The following is a 14,581-nucleotide window of genomic DNA, read 5'->3' as shown; positions in this document are numbered from 1 at the left end:
GATAGGGCGGACACAACCATTTCGGAGTGTCTTCGATGGCGGGTGGACAGGGCCTGATGGCCGGCAAGCGCGGCCTGATCATGGGCGTCGCCAACAATCGCTCGATCGCCTATGGCATCGCCAAGGCCTGCGCCGACCAGGGCGCCGAGATCGCGCTCACCTATCAGGGCGACGCCTTCAAGAAGCGCGTCGAGCCGCTGGCCCAGGAACTCGGCGCGCATGTGGTGGGCCATTGCGACGTGACCGAGCCGGCGACGCTCGACGCCGTCTTCGCCGAGGTGGCGAAACTGTGGGGCAAGATCGACTTCGTCGTCCACGCCATCGCCTTCTCCGACAAGGAAGAACTCGACGGCCGTTACGTCGACACCACGCGCGCCAATTTCGGCCGCACCATGGAAATCTCGGTGTTCTCCTTCACCGATGTCGCCAAGCGCGCCGAGGCCATGATGCCGGACGGCGGCTCGCTGCTGACGCTGACCTATTACGGCGCCGAAAAGGTGATGCCGCATTATAACGTCATGGGCGTCGCCAAGGCGGCGCTCGAGGCCAGCGTGCGTTATCTCGCCGTCGATCTCGGCGGCAAGAATATTCGCGTCAACGCCATCTCCGCCGGGCCGATCAAGACGCTCGCCGCGTCCGGCATCGGCGACTTCCGCTACATCTTGAAGTGGAACGAGTATAACGCGCCGCTGAAGCGCACGGTGACTCCCGAGGAAGTCGGCGATTCAGGCCTCTATTTCCTGTCCGACCTGTCGCGTGGCGTCACCGGCGAGGTGCACCACGTCGATTCCGGCTACCACGTCGTCGGTATGAAGGCCGTCGACGCCCCCGACATCAGCGTCGTCAAGGAGTGAGCGGCAACTGCCAGTCGCGGCTTCCTGCATGTATCCGCTGATCTATTTCGTCCGGCACGGACAGACCGCCTGGAACCGCGAAGGCCGCCTTCAGGGGCAGGCCGAGAACGACATCACCGAGACCGGGCGCCGGCAGGCCGACCGCAACGGCGAAAAGCTGCGTGAGCTGATTGCCGAGCCCTCGGATTTCGATTTCGTCGCCAGCCCGATGCGCCGCACCCGCGAGACCATGGAGCGCGTGCGCGTCGCCATGGGCTTGCCCGCCGGCGGCTACCGCACCGACCCGCGCCTGGTCGAGGTCAGTTTCGGCGACTGGCAGGGTTATACCTTCCTCGAGCTGGAAGCCGTCGAGCCTGGCGTCACCGCCGCACGGAAGAAGGACAAGTGGAATTTCGTGCCGCCGGGCGAGGGTGCCGAGAGCTACCAGATGCTTTTGGACCGCATCCGTCCGTGGCTGGACAGCGTGGACCGGCCGACGGTGTGTGTGACGCATGGCGGCGTCATGCGCACCGTCTTCCGCATTCTGGAGGACACGGCGCCGAAGCAAGCCGCCACGCTGGAGATTTTCCAGGACCGCGTGCTGCGTCTGCAGGACGACCGGCTCGAGTGGCTTTGACGATGGGTTTGTGAGCCTTGCCTATTCCGGCAACTGCATGTCGGTGATCAGATTCTGGCCGTCGATCTCGTCATAGGCGAGCAGCACTTCCATGCCGGGCTTGATCGACTCCATGTCGAACTCGCCGGGCAGCTTGTAGGATTTTCCATCGTCCAGCGTGATCGTCAGGTTGTCCTGGTCGATCGCCTTGATCTTGCCTTCCGCCTCGGCGGCGAGAGCGGCGGCGGTCATGAGAAATGCTGCGCAAAGGGCGCCGATCAGGGTACGCATGTCGATCCTCGTTCTTTTGTTACGGCCGCTTGTCGCGCGGCTCAGTCCCCACCCTGAGCAGACCAGAAACAGGGGGAATGTGTCAAAACTATTTCTGCCGCAGCGGCGGTTTGACCCGGTCGGCAAAGCCCAATAGAAGGCTCTCGTCGCCCGGACCCCGCCCATGTCTCACAACACTTTCGGCCATCTCTTCCGCGTCACCACCTGGGGCGAGAGCCATGGCGCCGCACTCGGCTGCGTGGTCGACGGCTGCCCGCCCGGCATCCGCTTCACCCGCGCCGACATCCAGGCCGATCTCGACCGCCGGCGGCCCGGCCAGTCGCGATTCGTCACCCAGCGCCGCGAGCCAGACGAGGTGAAGATCCTGTCGGGCGTCCTCATGGACGAGGACGGTGACACGCTGGTGACGACTGGCACACCGGTGTCGATGCTGATCGAGAACGTCGACCAGCGCTCCAAGGATTATGGCGAGATCGCAAGGCAGTACCGGCCGGGGCACGCCGACTATACCTATGACGTCAAATACGGCCTGCGCGACCATCGCGGCGGCGGCCGCTCCTCGGCGCGCGAGACGGCGGCGCGCGTGGCGGCCGGCGCGCTTGCCCGCAAGGTCGTGCCCGGCATGACGGTGCGCGGCGCGCTGGTGTCGGTCGGCGAGAAAGAAATCGACCGCGCCAACTGGGACTGGGATTTTGTCCACGCCGCGGAAAACCCGTTCTTCACGCCGGACCGTGCTTCGGTTCAAATCTTCGCCGATTATCTCGACGGCATCCGCAAGGCCGGTTCCTCCGTCGGCGCCGTCATCGAGATCGTCGCCGAAGGCGTGCCGCCCGGGCTCGGCGCGCCGATCTATGCAAAGCTCGACCAGGACATCGCCGGCAACCTGATGTCGATCAACGCGGTCAAGGGCGTCGAGATCGGCGAGGGTTTTGCCGCCGCGAAACTGCGCGGCGAGGAAAACGCCGACGAGATGCGCATGGGTAATGACGGCAAGCCGATCTTTCTGTCCAACCATGCCGGCGGCATTCTCGGCGGCATCTCGACCGGCCAGCCGGTTGTCGCGCGTTTTGCCGTCAAGCCGACCTCCTCGATCCTCACCCCGCGCCAGTCGATCGACAAGGAAGGCCGCAACGTCGACATCATGACCAAGGGCCGCCACGACCCCTGCGTCGGCATTCGCGCCGTACCGATCGGCGAGGCGATGGTTGCCTGCGCGATTGCCGATCATTATCTGCGGCATCGAGGACAAACCGGAAGATGAGCGAATAGCCAAGAGCCAATAGCGAATAGGGCGGAAGCTGGCTTTCCCCCATTCGCTATTCGCTACTCCCTATTCGCTTCAACAAGAGCGAAGCGAGCCCAATGCCCTACGATCAGAAAAGAGTCGTCGAAGCCATCCGCGCCTTCGAGCGTGGTGAGATCGTCGTCGTCACCGACGATGACGACCGCGAGAACGAGGGCGACCTGATCGTCGCGGCCGTGCATTGCACGCCGGAAAAGATGGCCTTCATCGTGCGCCACACCTCCGGCATCGTCTGCACGCCGATGACGCGTGAGGATGCGCGGCGGTTGAACCTCGCGCCGATGGTGGCGGACAACGATTCGGCCCACACCACCGCCTTCACCGTCAGCGTCGACTTCAAGCACGGCACCACCACCGGCATCTCCGCCGACGACCGCACGCTGACTGTGCGCAACCTCGCCAACGGCAATGCCGGCGCTTCCGATTTCGTCCGCCCCGGCCACATCTTTCCGCTGATCGCACGCGAGGGCGGCGTCTTGATGCGCTCCGGTCATACCGAGGCCGCCGTCGACCTCTGCAAGCTTGCCAACCTGCCGCCGGTCGGTGTCATCTCCGAACTGGTCAACGACAACGGCACGGTGATGCGTGGGCCGGACGTCGCCGCCTTCGCGGTCAAGAACAGTCTCAAGCAGGTGTCGGTAGCCGACCTGATCGCCTATCGCCAACGCAAGGAGACGCTGGTCCAGCGCCTCGCCTGCACAGAAATCGAGACGCCCGGCGGCAAGGCGCAGGTCTTCACCTATGCCGTGCCGTGGGACGTCATGCACCATGTCGCGGTGGTGTTCGGCGACATCCGCGACGGCGAGAACGTGCCGGTCAGACTGCATTCGGAGGACGTGGTCAACGAGGTGTTCGGCAGCAAGGGCACGGGTCTGCGCGAGTTGATCGCCTCGTTCGGCGAGCGCAGGCGCGGCGTCATCGTCTACCTGCGCGAGGGCTCCGTCGGCGTTGCCCATACCGGGCGCAACCGGCCGGTCAACGAAGACCGCGAGGGCCACGAGGAAGCGCGCCGCCGCGAGGCGGAATGGCGCGAGATCGGCCTGGGCGCGCAGGTCTTGAAGGATCTCGGCGTGCAGTCCATCGACCTGATCGCCTCGCGCGAGCGCCACTATGTCGGCCTCGAAGGGTTCGGCATCCGCATCGCACGGACGGAAATCCTGTAAATCGCCCGCTGACGGGCCTATATTCCATGTGTTATGGTGTACTTCACATGTAACACATGGACGTGGCCATGGCCGACAGCACTTTTACGTTTCGCGTCGACGACGAACTGAAAACGGCCTTTGCGGAGACAGCCAAGGGGCAAGACCGGACGGCAGCCCAGCTTTTGCGCGTCTTGATGCGCGAAGCGGTCGAGCAGTCGCAGGCCAAACGCGACTACGACAAATGGTTCGACGCGGAAATCGAGGCAGCGATCAAGGAAGCCGACGATCCGAATACGGAGTGGGTGAGCAACGACGAAGTGAAGAAGGATTGGGCCAGGCAACGAGCCGCGCTTGTCCGGCGGCTGGAGGAAGAAGAATCTCGACGGCCGGCGGCTGAGTAGCCTGCTTGCTTGTTCGATGGCTGCCGAGGGCGCTTGCCGAGCGCAATGCCCAACTCGCTTACATTGCCAAGGATAGTCTGCGGGCCGCCATCGAACAGGGCGACCGTATCCAGACTGCCGCGAACAGGCTGACCGATTTTCCGGAACTGGGCCGTCCCGGCCGCAGGCGCGGCACGCGCGAGCTGGTGATCACGGGCACGTCTTTCCTGGCGGTGTACCGGATCCGCGCGAAGGCGGCGGAGGTCCAGATCCTCCGCCTGCTGCACGGCGCGCAACGCTAGCCGCCGCGCAAACGCAGATCGTTGATGGACCGCTTGGGGCGGAGCGCACCGGATGCGGATGATCCCTGAAACGTCCGAAAGCAAACCGCCCCCTAGGCAAAAAAGCCCCGACGCTCGGCCGGGGCTCTTTCGAACAATTTCCGTGTCATTCCGCCGGCTGCGGCGCCGCGGCGGACAGGCTCCGGACCCTTTCCCCGGCGAGCGTCCGCTGGCCGGCGAGCACGGTCAGCAGCGAGATGGTGCCGGCCGCCACCGAGACCCAGAAGCCGTTCTGCGCCCCAAAATTGTCGACCACCCAGCCGGTGGCGAAGGAGCCCAGCGCCATGCCGATGCCGATGCCGGTCATCACCCAGGTGACGCCTTCGGTCAGCATGGCCTCCGGCACGCGCCGTTCGATCAGGCCGAAGGCGGTGATGAAGGTCGGCGAGATCGCCACGCCGCTGGCGAATACGGCCAGCGCCAGCAGCGGCACCGTGTCGGCAACCAGCAGCGGCAGGGTCGTCAGCGCGATGATGGCGACCGCGATGGCGAGCTGGTGCTGCAGCGGCATCTTCAGGTTCAGCGCGCCCACGATCAGGCCGACGACGAACGACCCGACGGCATAGACGCCGATCACCAGGCTGGCGGCGTTGGGCTGGCCGAGTTCCTTGGTGATCGCCACGGCGCTGACTTCCGCCGTGGCGAAGATGGCGCCGATGAAGATGAGCGCGAAGGTGATGATCTGCACCGGCCGCTGCCGGATGGCGGAGCCCTGGCTGCCATGTTCGGCCGCCCTCACACGCGGCTCGGTCGAGCGCTGGACGATGAAGGCGGCGGTGCCGAATGCCAGGAACAGCGTGCTCACCAGCATGCCGGCTTCCGGAAACAGCGCCACGCTCAGGCCCACCGAAAGCGAGGCGCCGGCGATGTAGACCAGTTCGTCCGCCGCCGATTCGAAGGCGAAGGCGGTGTTGAGCTCCGGCCTGTCGCGAAAGATCTCGGTCCAACGGGCGCGCAGCATCGCCGGGATGCTGGGCATGGCAGCGGCAAACAGCGCCGACACGAACAGCGTCCACACCGGCCAATGCTGGCTGGCGGCGGCGATCAAGACGGCGAAGGCGATGACGGAAACGATGGTGGTGGGAACGATGATGCGAGCCTGGCCGAGCCGGTCGACAAGGCGCGACACCTGCGGCGCGATCACGGCATTGGTCAGCGCGTAGGTCGCCGACACGGCGCCGGCCAGCCAGTATTCGCCATGGGTCTGCGACAGCATGGCGACGATGCCGATCGGCGCCATGGCGATCGGCAGCCGGGCGAAGAAGCCGGCGGCGGCAAAACCTTTCGCGCCCGGCGCCCGGAAGATTTCTTTGTAGGGATTGGCCATCTCTCTGCTCCTCGACAACGGCTCGGTTGTCTATTACATACGTAGCGTATGTGAATTAAATAATCCATACGTCGCGTATGTCAATTAGCATACGTTGCGTATGTGAGTAGGGCCAGATGACGATGCATAGACCGCGCAAGGAGATGATCGCCGAGACGCGCGCCAAGCTGATTGCCGCCTCCCGCCGTGCCTTCGGCACTGTGGGCTATGCGGAGGCGTCCATGGACGACTTCACCGCCGAGGCCGGGCTGACGCGCGGCGCGCTCTATCACCATTTCGGCGACAAGAAGGGGTTGCTGCAGGCTGTCATCGCCGAAATCGATGCCGAGATGAACGCTCGGCTGTGTGCGATCTCCTCGAGCGCGCCAAACCGCTGGCAGGGCTTTGTCGACGAGACGGTGGGTTACATCGAGATGGCGCTGGAGCCGGAAATCCAGCGCATCGTGCTGCGCGACGGGCCGGCGGTTCTGGGCGATCCAGCACAATGGCCGAACGCCAATGCCTGCGTCACCTCGATGACGAGAAGCCTGACGCTTCTCAAGGAAGAGGGCGTGATCGCCGATGTCGATCCGGAGGCGGCCGGGCGCCTGGTCAGCGGCGCCTCCCTCTACGCGGCGCAGTGGATTGCCAACTCCGACGATCCCGAAGCGACCTCGAAGAAGGCGGTGGCGGCGTTCCGGACGATGCTTGACGGGCTGCGCGTCCGCCCGGCCTGATTGAACTGTGGACGCTCAGCCCCGCGCGAGGATGCGACGCATCTCCTCGACCGCGGCGTCCAGTTGGCCATCCCGGCCGGCGGCATAGGGCAGGCTGAACGGAACGGACACGTCCGGCTGAACGCCGATACCTTCAAGCCGCACGTCGTCGCCGATCACCGCGTCCGACACGGCGATCTCCAGCAGGCTGTCGTCCGGCAGCAGATAGGCGCGGCCGGCGAGCAGGGCGCCCGCCGAGCGTGCTCCCACCAGTGGGATGCCGTTTGCCTTCAGCGCATAGGCGAAAACTTCCAGGCCACTTCGTGTGCCCTCGTCGATGATGGCGATGACCGGCCGGTTCCAGCGCACATTGGCGAGGATATCCTCGCCGTCCCGTTGGATCAGCCGGAACGGCGGCGTGTCGCCGAGAAAGAGCTCGGCGGCGTCCGAACTGCCGCCGCCCCAGCGGCCGCGCAGGTCGAGCACCAGGCCGTTGGCGTCTTTCAGCGGCCCCTTTGCCAGCGCCTCGGCGACGATCTCCATGGAGCGCGGCGCGGCCAGCGTCCACAGCCGGACATAGCCGATCTTCTGACCGTCGTGTTGGATCAGCCTGGCGCTGTCCCTGATAGCCCGTTCGAACATCGGAAGCGGCCTTAGCCGCTCGACCTGGACCTTGACGCTGATCGGTTCCGCACCGTCGCTGCGCCGTAATTTTACCTCGACAGCCTTCCCGACCTTGTCCTCGAACGAGGCGATCTCGCGATAAGGCATGCCGTCGATCGTCATGATCTCGTCGCCGGCAAGGATGCCGGCGCGCGCGGCGGGCGAACCGTCATAGACGTCGCTGGCAAACCAGGCGCCGTCGCGCTGCCGGGCGACCATGCCGATGCCGGGATAGGTGACCTCGCCTTGTGGCGGAAACAGCCGGCGCCGGTCGTCGCGGATGGCGAAGCGGAAGATGTCGGCCAGTTCGAAATAGTCGATCGTATCCGGCCGGAAGTGGCCGACGTGGGAGGCCTGAAGGCTGGCGAGAATGGTCTCGATCGCGGCGTCGACGCGTGCCTCCGAACTTTTCGCGTTGACCGGCGACTGCGGATCCTCGACCTCGCGCCGCACCGCGTCGCTGAACCGGTCGAGCGCGGAGACGTCATAGAACTCACGCACGACCAGTTGCACCGCGCGATCGAACACGGCATGTCCGGACCGCGGCGGCTCGGCAGCGGGCGCCGGCCCGGCGGTCAGCACGAGAATGATCAGCGCCGAAAGCAGGTGGGTAATTTTGACGCGCACGTTTGTCTCCTCACGCCGAGACTACGCGCCGGACTGTGGTCCGATCGTGGTAGCACTCGACACTATTGCGTGAATGACAAAGACGTCGGCAGGGCCGGCTGCGGTCCGTGCGCACGCTAGCGACTTCGCGCACGGTTTTCCCGATGGGCTGGAATGGTGCGGGCTTATTCCGGCATCGTCGCCTCGACCGCCTGTTTCAGCGATACCTCGCCCTCGCCGCCGAACACCTCGCTCATGATCAGGCTGGCGAGCGGCAGCCGTTGGCCCCATCCCCTGGCTTCAAGGTCGGGCCGCGGCGCGAATTCCAAAACCTTTCCGACGCAGAGATAGGCCACCGGCACGATATGGTCCGGGATTTTCAACAGCGCCTTCAGCGCCGGCGTGTCGAAAATGCTCACCCAGCCGACGCCGATACCCTCGGCCCGCGCGGCCAGCCAGAAATTCTGCACCGCGCACACCGTGCTGAACAGGTCCATGTCCGGATTGCGCGAGCGGCCGAGCGGCGCGTTTTCCGCACGCCTCCGGTCGCAGGTGACGCACAGGTTGAGTGCGCTTTCGCAGATGCCTTCGAGCTTCAGCATGCGATAGAGCGCCTGCCTGTCATCGGCCATCAGCGGCAGTTCTTGCTGCCGCGCGGCCAGGAACAGGTCCCGTACCTTTTGCCTCCGCGCGGCGTCGCGAATGACGACAAAATCCCACGGCTGCATATAGCCGACCGACGGCGCATGATGGGCCGCCAGCAACAGCCGCGCGAGCACGGCGTCGTCGATCGCGCCGGGAACGAAATGGCTGCGCACGTCGCGCCGGCCGAAGATCGCGCGGTAAACGGCCTCCCGGGCATCGTCTTCGAAGGCGTTGCGGTCGGTTGCGTGGTCAGTCGGCATCGCATGTCCCCGGCGACGATAAGACTCCGTCCGCCCGACCATGCGGAGGAAAACATCTGCCGGGCCGGTCTTCTGGCTCGAGTTCATCCTGGGCCGGCGCCTTCCCGTTGCGAACAACAGTGGCGTCTGCCGGACCGATCCCTCTCACAGCGCTGGGCGCGCCACGGAATTTCACCGTGTTCCCGATTCTCCCGCTTGTGGCGGGCACCTGACGGAAAATCTCTAGCGCGATTTGCGGGCGGCTGCATCACCCGAACGCGACGCGGCCAAGGCGTTTTCCCCAGCCATCCCGCCGGCCCACATAGTTTTTGACGGCGGCTGCGCCTATATCGGGACATGGCCACGAAACTCTATTCGCATCCGGTCTTCCTCGAGCATCTGACCCCGCCGGGCCATCCCGAGCGGCCGGACCGGCTGCGCGCCATCGCCCGCGTGCTGGAGGACGATGCCTTCGCCGACCTCGTCCGCGAGGAGGCGCCGGAGGCCGACGAACAGACGCTGACCTACGCGCATCCCGAGCGGCACGTCGAAAAGATCCGCGCCGCGATCCCCGAAACCGGCATCCGTTCGATCGACGCTGACACCTCCGTCAGTCCGAAGAGCTGGGAGGCGGCCATCCGCGCCGTCGGCGCGGCCAATGCCGCCGTCGACGACGTCTTCGGCGGCAGCGCCGACAATGTCTTCGTCGCCGCCCGCCCGCCCGGGCACCATGCCGAGAAGACCACGGCGATGGGTTTTTGCCTGTTCAACACCGCGGCGATCGCCGCCCGCCATGCGCAAAAGCGCCACGGTGCCGAACGCGTCGTCATCGTCGACTGGGACGTCCACCACGGCAACGGCACCCAGGACATTTTTTGGGACGACCCCAGCGTGCTCTACTGCTCGACCCACCAGATGCCGCTCTATCCCGGCACCGGCGCCAGGGACGAGACCGGCGTGGGAAATATCGTCAACGCGCCGCTGTCGCCGCGCACCGGCAGCGACCTTTTTCGCGAGGCGTTCCGCGCCCGAGTGCTGCCTGCCATCGACAATTTCAAGCCGGACCTGGTCATCGTCTCGGCGGGCTTCGACGCCCACCACCGGGATCCGCTGGCCGAGATCTATCTGACCGAAGAAGATTTCGACTGGGCGACCGGCCAGTTGCTCGACCGCGCGGGAAGAAGCGCCGGCAACCGGCTGGTGAGCCTGCTTGAAGGCGGCTACGACCTGGAAGGCCTGTCCTCCTCGGTCGCCGCCCATGTCCGTCGCATGATGAGAGGATGAGAATGGCCGAGGAACCGAACGCCGACATCAAGGCCATGAGTTTCGAGCAAGCGCTCGACGCGCTGGAGAAGATCGTCGACGATCTCGAACGCGGCGACGTGCCGCTCGACCAGTCGATCCGCATTTACGAGCGCGGCGAGGCGCTGAAATCGCATTGCGACCGATTGTTGAAGTCCGCCGAGGACAAGGTTGAAAAGATTCGCCTTTCCCGCGAGGGCAAGCCTGTGGGTGTGGAGCCCTTGGATGGGGAGTGACGTTACCTCGGCAGCCTTGCCTGCCGAAAGGAGGCAATCATGTGCCGCAACATCAAGACGCTGTTCAATTTCGATCCGCCCGCGACTGATGACGAAATCCATGACGCGGCGCTGCAATTTGTTCGCAAGCTGAGCGGGGCGAACAAGCCGTCGAAGCGCAACGAGGATGTTTTTGATCTCGCGGTCGAACGCATCGCCGCCGCCGCGAAGCAACTCCTCGTGTCGCTCGAGACCACCCAGCCGCCGAAGGACCGCGAGGAAGAAGCCGTCAAGGCGCGCGCCAGATCGGCCCAGCGCTTCTCAAAACAGCCGGAGATCGTTTTCGAGTGAGCTTCTTTCCCGGAAACGACCCGCAGCCTCAGTCCACATCCAAGCGCCGGCGGGTCGGACCGCCTACTCGTCCTCGTATTCGCGCTCTTGCGCCGGATGCCTGACGCTCAAAACGACAATCGTATCGTTCGGTTCGTCCACAGCGTAGTAGATCAGATAGGCATATTGGTCGTCACCAGTTTCCGTACACCCTCCGTCGACTGTCGGCGACCGACGAAGGGAAATGCTGTAAGCAACTGAAAAGACGAAAAAATACTTGATCGAACGCGTCGCGCCGCTTGCGGGCTGCGCGCTTTCAAATAGTCGGCGATACTTGCGAGATTGTCGTTGGCGCGGCGTGTCAGCCGCAGCTTCATGCGCCGAACCGGCGGAATGTGGCCGCGACCTCCGCCTCAGTCGCGAATTCGCCGCGCCGCATCTGCGCGAGGCCTTCCAGGACATCCGGCAGATGCGCGGCGTCGATGTCCTCGACGGCATCGCGTTCGGCGATGGTTAGCATCATACGCGCGACCTGCTCCTGATCCGCGTCAGGCAGGCGCCGTACCGCCTCGACGGCTTTTCGCAAAAGATCGTTCATGGCCGTCAGAATACGCTAGAAGAGGGAAACGTGAAAGCCGAGACCGCACAGGAGGCGCCGCCATGAGCTTCTTTCCCGGAAACGACCCGCAGCCCGGCGACGCCTTCGCTTGCGACGCCATCGAACTGATGGTGATCCCCAACGCCAAGGACATCGGCGGCTTCGAGGTGCGGCGCGCCCTGCCGACCTCAAGGCGCCGGCTGGTCGGCCCCTTCATCTTCTTCGACCGCATGGGCCCGGCCATCCTGCGCGCCGGCAAGGCGATCGACGTGCGCCCGCATCCGCATATCGGGCTGGCCACCGTCACCTACCTGTTCGACGGAAAGATCAGGCATCGCGATTCGCTCGGCACCGAGATGGTGATCGAGCCCGGCGACGTGAACCTGATGACGGCGGGGCGCGGCATCGTCCACTCCGAGCGCACGCCGGAAGAACTTCGCGGCGCGCCGATGTCGATGTCGGGCCTGCAGACCTGGATCGCGCTGCCGGAGGACAAGGAAGAAGTTGCGCCGCGTTTCGAAAACACCGGCCGCGCCGCGCTTTCCGTCTTCGACGATGCCGGTGTTTCGGGCCGCGTCGTCATCGGCAGCTTTTCCGGCCTGAAATCCCCGGTGCACACGGCGAGCGAAACGCTCTACGCCGACATTTCGCTTGCCCCCGGCGCCCGCGTGTCGATCCCGGCCGAGGCCGAGGAGCGCGCCATCTACGTGCTCGACGGCGAGGTCGAGATTTCCGGCGACCGCTTCCCGTCCGACCGCCTGCTCGTCTTCCGGCCCGGCGACGAGATCGTCGTGTCGTCGGAGCGCGGCGCCCATTTCATGCTGTTCGGCGGCGCCTCGCTCGGGTCGCCGCGCCACATCTGGTGGAATTTCGTTTCCTCCTCGAAGGAGCGCATCGAGCAGGCCAAGAACGAGTGGAAGACCGGCCGCTTCGACATCGTGCCCGGCGACGAGGAGGAGTTCATCCCGCTGCCGGAAGGGTGATGCCGCGTCAACCGCCCGCATTTACAGGGCATGCATTAGTCATTATCTCCGATCAGGATATTTGACTTCGAGGTCGGTTCGACCCGAATACCAACGACATCCAGGCTAAAAAACCTGGCCGCAGGCGCAAGAAAATTGAACCAACCGCTCAAAACGCCGCTTCTTGACAAGGTCCGCATTCCCGCCGACCTGCGCAAGCTGCCTGAAAGCGAACTCGGCCAGCTTGCAGACGAGCTCCGTGCCGAGCTGATCGACGCCGTCTCGATCACCGGCGGCCATCTCGGCGCCGGTCTTGGCGTGGTCGAACTGACGGTCGCGCTGCACTACGTCTTCGACACGCCCGCCGACCGTGTGATCTGGGATGTCGGCCACCAGGCCTATCCGCACAAGATCTTGACCGGCCGCCGCGATCGCATCCGCACGCTGCGCAGCGAGGGCGGGCTGTCGGGTTTCACCCGCCGCGCCGAGAGCGAATACGACCCGTTCGGCGCCGCCCATTCCTCCACCTCGATTTCCGCCGGCCTCGGCATGGCGGTGGCCCGCGATCTCAAGGGCGACAAGAACAATGTGATCGCCGTCATCGGTGACGGCGCCATGTCTGCCGGCATGGCCTATGAGGCAATGAACAATGCCGGCGCGTTGAACGCCCGGCTGATCGTCATTCTCAACGACAACGACATGTCGATCGCCCCGCCGACCGGCGCGATGAGCGCCTACCTAGCCCGTTTGGCAGTCGGCAAGACCTATGTCGGCCTGCGCGACTTCGGCAAGAAGCTGACCTCCTATCTCGGCAAGCGCGCCGACCGCGCCATCACCCGCGCCGTCGAGCATGCCCGCGGCTACGTCACCGGCGGCACCATGTTCGAGGAGCTCGGCTTCTATCACATCGGGCCGATCGACGGGCACAATCTCGAGCACCTCATCCCAGTGCTGAAGAACGTCCGTGACAATTACGGCGGGCCGGTGCTGATCCATGTCGTCACCCAGAAGGGCAAGGGTTATGGCCCGGCCGAGGCGGCCAGCGACAAATATCACGGTGTCAACAAGTTCGACGTGATCACCGGTGCGCAGGCGAAAGCCCCAGCGAATGCACCGAGTTATACGAAAGTCTTCGCCGACAGCCTCATCCACGAGGCACGCGAGGACGACAAGATCGTCGCCATCACCGCCGCCATGCCGTCCGGCACCGGGCTGGACTTTTTCGGCGAAGTCTTTCCGTCTCGAACTTTTGACGTCGGCATCGCCGAGCAGCATGCGGTCACCTTCGCCGCCGGCCTCGCCGCCGAGGGGCTGAAACCCTTTGCCACGATCTATTCCACCTTCCTGCAACGCGCCTACGACCAGGTCGTGCATGATGTGGCGATCCAGAAACTGCCGGTGCGCTTCCCGATCGACCGCGCCGGCTTCGTCGGGGCCGACGGCCCGACCCATTGCGGCGCCTTCGACACGACCTACCTCGCCAGCCTGCCGGGCTTCGTCGTCATGGCGGCCGCCGATGAGGCCGAACTGCGCCACATGGTGCGCACCGCCGCCGCCTATGACGAAGGCCCGATCGCCTTCCGTTATCCGCGCGGCAACGGCGTCGGCGTGGATATGCCGGAGCGCGGGAGCGTGCTGGAGATCGGCAAGGGCCGCATCATTCGCGAGGGCACGAAGGTGGCGCTGCTGTCCTTCGGCACGCGGCTGCAGGACTGCCTGCTGGCCGCCGAGGAACTGGGGGCCCTGGGCCTTTCCGCGACGGTTGCCGACGCACGTTTCGCAAAGCCGCTCGACGAGGATCTGGTGCGCCGCCTGGCGACCGAGCACGAGGTGCTGATCACCGTGGAGGAAAACGCCATCGGCGGCTTTGCCGCGCAGGTGCTGCATCTGCTCTCCCGCGAGGGCCTGCTCGATAGTGGCCTCAAGATTCGCCCCCTGATCCTGCCCGACGTTTTCGTCGAGCATGCCAAGCCGGAAAAGATGTATGCCGACGCCGGCCTGGACAGCGCCGGCATTGTCGCGACGGTTTTTCAGGCGCTCGGCCGCGAGGTGCGCTCGGCCACCGCCTAAGGGCGATTTTCGGCGCAGGT

18 protein-coding genes and 1 riboswitch are annotated in these 14,581 nt (G+C 65.1%); of the genes, 12 read left to right on the top strand and 6 right to left on the bottom strand.

Translation table 11 applies throughout. From position 1 onward, the window contains the following. Window positions 1-35: 35 nt before the first annotated feature. Window positions 36-854: an enoyl-ACP reductase FabI gene (gene fabI, locus RB623_RS18255; protein ID WP_308058337.1), complete on the top strand. Its 819-nt coding sequence runs from the start codon at window positions 36-38 to the stop codon at window positions 852-854. Window positions 855-882: 28 nt separating this feature from the next. Beyond that, the gene (locus RB623_RS18250; protein WP_308058336.1) at window positions 883-1,470 is read left to right on the top strand and encodes a histidine phosphatase family protein; all 588 of its coding nucleotides are present in this window, start codon (window positions 883-885) and stop codon (window positions 1,468-1,470) included. A 21-nt stretch (window positions 1,471-1,491) separates the two neighbouring features. On the opposite strand, the gene RB623_RS18245 is transcribed toward RB623_RS18250, so the two are convergent. Then, window positions 1,492-1,740, bottom strand: coding sequence for a DUF1344 domain-containing protein (locus RB623_RS18245; RefSeq protein ID WP_308058335.1), 249 nt, complete (start codon window positions 1,738-1,740; stop codon window positions 1,492-1,494). Between the two features lie 163 nt (window positions 1,741-1,903). On the opposite strand from RB623_RS18245, the gene aroC reads away from it, so the two are divergent. From aroC to RB623_RS18225, 4 genes are all read left to right on the top strand, one after another. After that, window positions 1,904-3,001 (top strand): chorismate synthase, encoded by a 1,098-nt coding sequence (gene aroC, locus RB623_RS18240; RefSeq protein WP_308058334.1) that lies wholly within the window; start codon window positions 1,904-1,906, stop codon window positions 2,999-3,001. A gap of 101 nt (window positions 3,002-3,102) precedes the next feature. Beyond that, window positions 3,103-4,206 (top strand): 3,4-dihydroxy-2-butanone-4-phosphate synthase, encoded by a 1,104-nt coding sequence (gene ribB, locus RB623_RS18235; protein WP_308058333.1) that lies wholly within the window; start codon window positions 3,103-3,105, stop codon window positions 4,204-4,206. Between the two features lie 68 nt (window positions 4,207-4,274). Next, window positions 4,275-4,589, top strand: a complete 315-nt coding sequence (locus RB623_RS18230; RefSeq protein ID WP_308058332.1) for a hypothetical protein — start codon at window positions 4,275-4,277, stop codon at window positions 4,587-4,589. Between the two features lie 5 nt (window positions 4,590-4,594). Then, window positions 4,595-4,870 (top strand): type II toxin-antitoxin system RelE/ParE family toxin, encoded by a 276-nt coding sequence (locus RB623_RS18225; RefSeq protein ID WP_308058331.1) that lies wholly within the window; start codon window positions 4,595-4,597, stop codon window positions 4,868-4,870. Between the two features lie 145 nt (window positions 4,871-5,015). On the opposite strand, the gene RB623_RS18220 is transcribed toward RB623_RS18225, so the two are convergent. Further along, the gene (locus RB623_RS18220; protein ID WP_308058330.1) at window positions 5,016-6,236 is read right to left on the bottom strand and encodes an MFS transporter; all 1,221 of its coding nucleotides are present in this window, start codon (window positions 6,234-6,236) and stop codon (window positions 5,016-5,018) included. Window positions 6,237-6,358: 122 nt separating this feature from the next. On the opposite strand from RB623_RS18220, the gene RB623_RS18215 reads away from it, so the two are divergent. Continuing rightward, entirely contained in the window at window positions 6,359-6,952 is a 594-nt protein-coding gene (locus RB623_RS18215; RefSeq protein WP_308058450.1) for a TetR/AcrR family transcriptional regulator, read from the top strand. A gap of 15 nt (window positions 6,953-6,967) precedes the next feature. Here the strand turns inward: RB623_RS18215 and RB623_RS18210 are convergent, their stop codons facing one another. Together RB623_RS18210 and bluB are read right to left on the bottom strand one after the other, a co-directional pair. After that, window positions 6,968-8,221 carry a S41 family peptidase gene (locus RB623_RS18210; RefSeq protein ID WP_374121698.1) on the bottom strand — a complete coding sequence of 418 codons (1,254 nt, stop codon included), beginning with the start codon at window positions 8,219-8,221 and terminating at the stop codon, window positions 6,968-6,970. 164 nt (window positions 8,222-8,385) lie between these two features. Next, window positions 8,386-9,105, bottom strand: a complete 720-nt coding sequence (gene bluB / locus RB623_RS18205; RefSeq protein WP_308058329.1) for a 5,6-dimethylbenzimidazole synthase — start codon at window positions 9,103-9,105, stop codon at window positions 8,386-8,388. A gap of 44 nt (window positions 9,106-9,149) precedes the next feature. Further along, a riboswitch (cobalamin riboswitch) is annotated at window positions 9,150-9,332 on the bottom strand. A 109-nt stretch (window positions 9,333-9,441) separates the two neighbouring features. Between bluB and RB623_RS18200 the strand changes: the two genes are divergently transcribed. The 3 genes from RB623_RS18200 to RB623_RS18190 are packed head-to-tail and all read left to right on the top strand — an operon-like array spanning window position 9,442 to window position 10,952. After that, the gene (locus tag RB623_RS18200; RefSeq protein WP_308058328.1) at window positions 9,442-10,368 is read left to right on the top strand and encodes a histone deacetylase family protein; all 927 of its coding nucleotides are present in this window, start codon (window positions 9,442-9,444) and stop codon (window positions 10,366-10,368) included. Between the two features lie 2 nt (window positions 10,369-10,370). After that, entirely contained in the window at window positions 10,371-10,622 is a 252-nt protein-coding gene (locus RB623_RS18195; RefSeq protein ID WP_308058327.1) for an exodeoxyribonuclease VII small subunit, read from the top strand. 39 nt (window positions 10,623-10,661) lie between these two features. Next, complete coding sequence (locus RB623_RS18190; protein WP_308058326.1) at window positions 10,662-10,952, top strand: DUF2277 domain-containing protein; 291 nt, start codon at window positions 10,662-10,664, stop codon at window positions 10,950-10,952. 152 nt (window positions 10,953-11,104) lie between these two features. On the opposite strand, the gene RB623_RS18185 is transcribed toward RB623_RS18190, so the two are convergent. Next, window positions 11,105-11,308 carry a type II toxin-antitoxin system RelE/ParE family toxin gene (locus RB623_RS18185; protein ID WP_308058325.1) on the bottom strand — a complete coding sequence of 68 codons (204 nt, stop codon included), beginning with the start codon at window positions 11,306-11,308 and terminating at the stop codon, window positions 11,105-11,107. Then, window positions 11,305-11,517 carry a hypothetical protein gene (locus tag RB623_RS18180; RefSeq protein ID WP_308058324.1) on the bottom strand — a complete coding sequence of 71 codons (213 nt, stop codon included), beginning with the start codon at window positions 11,515-11,517 and terminating at the stop codon, window positions 11,305-11,307. Before RB623_RS18180 ends, RB623_RS18185 begins: the two co-directional genes overlap by 4 nt. A 74-nt stretch (window positions 11,518-11,591) precedes the next feature. Between RB623_RS18180 and RB623_RS18175 the strand changes: the two genes are divergently transcribed. Both RB623_RS18175 and dxs read left to right on the top strand, forming a co-directional pair. Beyond that, a complete protein-coding gene (locus RB623_RS18175) occupies window positions 11,592-12,512 on the top strand; it encodes a pirin family protein (RefSeq protein WP_308058323.1) in 921 nt (306 codons plus the stop codon). A 135-nt stretch (window positions 12,513-12,647) separates the two neighbouring features. Continuing rightward, the gene (gene dxs, locus RB623_RS18170; RefSeq protein ID WP_308058322.1) at window positions 12,648-14,561 is read left to right on the top strand and encodes a 1-deoxy-D-xylulose-5-phosphate synthase; all 1,914 of its coding nucleotides are present in this window, start codon (window positions 12,648-12,650) and stop codon (window positions 14,559-14,561) included. Window positions 14,562-14,581: the final 20 nt, after the last annotated feature.

The organism is Mesorhizobium sp. LHD-90, assembly GCF_030929505.1.
In the GTDB taxonomy this organism is placed as follows: Bacteria; Pseudomonadota; Alphaproteobacteria; order Rhizobiales; family Rhizobiaceae; genus Kumtagia.
The sequence above is the reverse complement of the archived record's forward strand: the minus strand, read 5'-3'. Positions and strand labels throughout refer to the sequence as shown.

Bases quoted from the DNA above. Each gene is read 5' to 3' on its own strand.
- RB623_RS18245 (WP_308058335.1), bottom strand. From the start codon at position 1,740: ATGCGTACCCTGATCGGCGCCCTTTGCGCAGCATTTCTCATGACCGCC.
- RB623_RS18175 (WP_308058323.1), top strand. From the start codon at position 11,592: ATGAGCTTCTTTCCCGGAAACGACCCGCAGCCCGGCGACGCCTTCGCT.
- RB623_RS18200 (WP_308058328.1), top strand. From the start codon at position 9,442: ATGGCCACGAAACTCTATTCGCATCCGGTCTTCCTCGAGCATCTGACC.
- RB623_RS18230 (WP_308058332.1), top strand. From the start codon at position 4,275: ATGGCCGACAGCACTTTTACGTTTCGCGTCGACGACGAACTGAAAACG.
- RB623_RS18215 (WP_308058450.1), top strand. From the start codon at position 6,359: ATGCATAGACCGCGCAAGGAGATGATCGCCGAGACGCGCGCCAAGCTG.
- RB623_RS18195 (WP_308058327.1), top strand. From the start codon at position 10,371: ATGGCCGAGGAACCGAACGCCGACATCAAGGCCATGAGTTTCGAGCAA.
- fabI (WP_308058337.1), top strand. From the start codon at position 36: ATGGCGGGTGGACAGGGCCTGATGGCCGGCAAGCGCGGCCTGATCATG.
- RB623_RS18185 (WP_308058325.1), bottom strand. From the start codon at position 11,308: ATGAAGCTGCGGCTGACACGCCGCGCCAACGACAATCTCGCAAGTATC.
- ribB (WP_308058333.1), top strand. From the start codon at position 3,103: ATGCCCTACGATCAGAAAAGAGTCGTCGAAGCCATCCGCGCCTTCGAG.
- bluB (WP_308058329.1), bottom strand. From the start codon at position 9,105: ATGCCGACTGACCACGCAACCGACCGCAACGCCTTCGAAGACGATGCC.
- RB623_RS18250 (WP_308058336.1), top strand. From the start codon at position 883: ATGTATCCGCTGATCTATTTCGTCCGGCACGGACAGACCGCCTGGAAC.
- RB623_RS18220 (WP_308058330.1), bottom strand. From the start codon at position 6,236: ATGGCCAATCCCTACAAAGAAATCTTCCGGGCGCCGGGCGCGAAAGGT.
- RB623_RS18190 (WP_308058326.1), top strand. From the start codon at position 10,662: ATGTGCCGCAACATCAAGACGCTGTTCAATTTCGATCCGCCCGCGACT.
- aroC (WP_308058334.1), top strand. From the start codon at position 1,904: ATGTCTCACAACACTTTCGGCCATCTCTTCCGCGTCACCACCTGGGGC.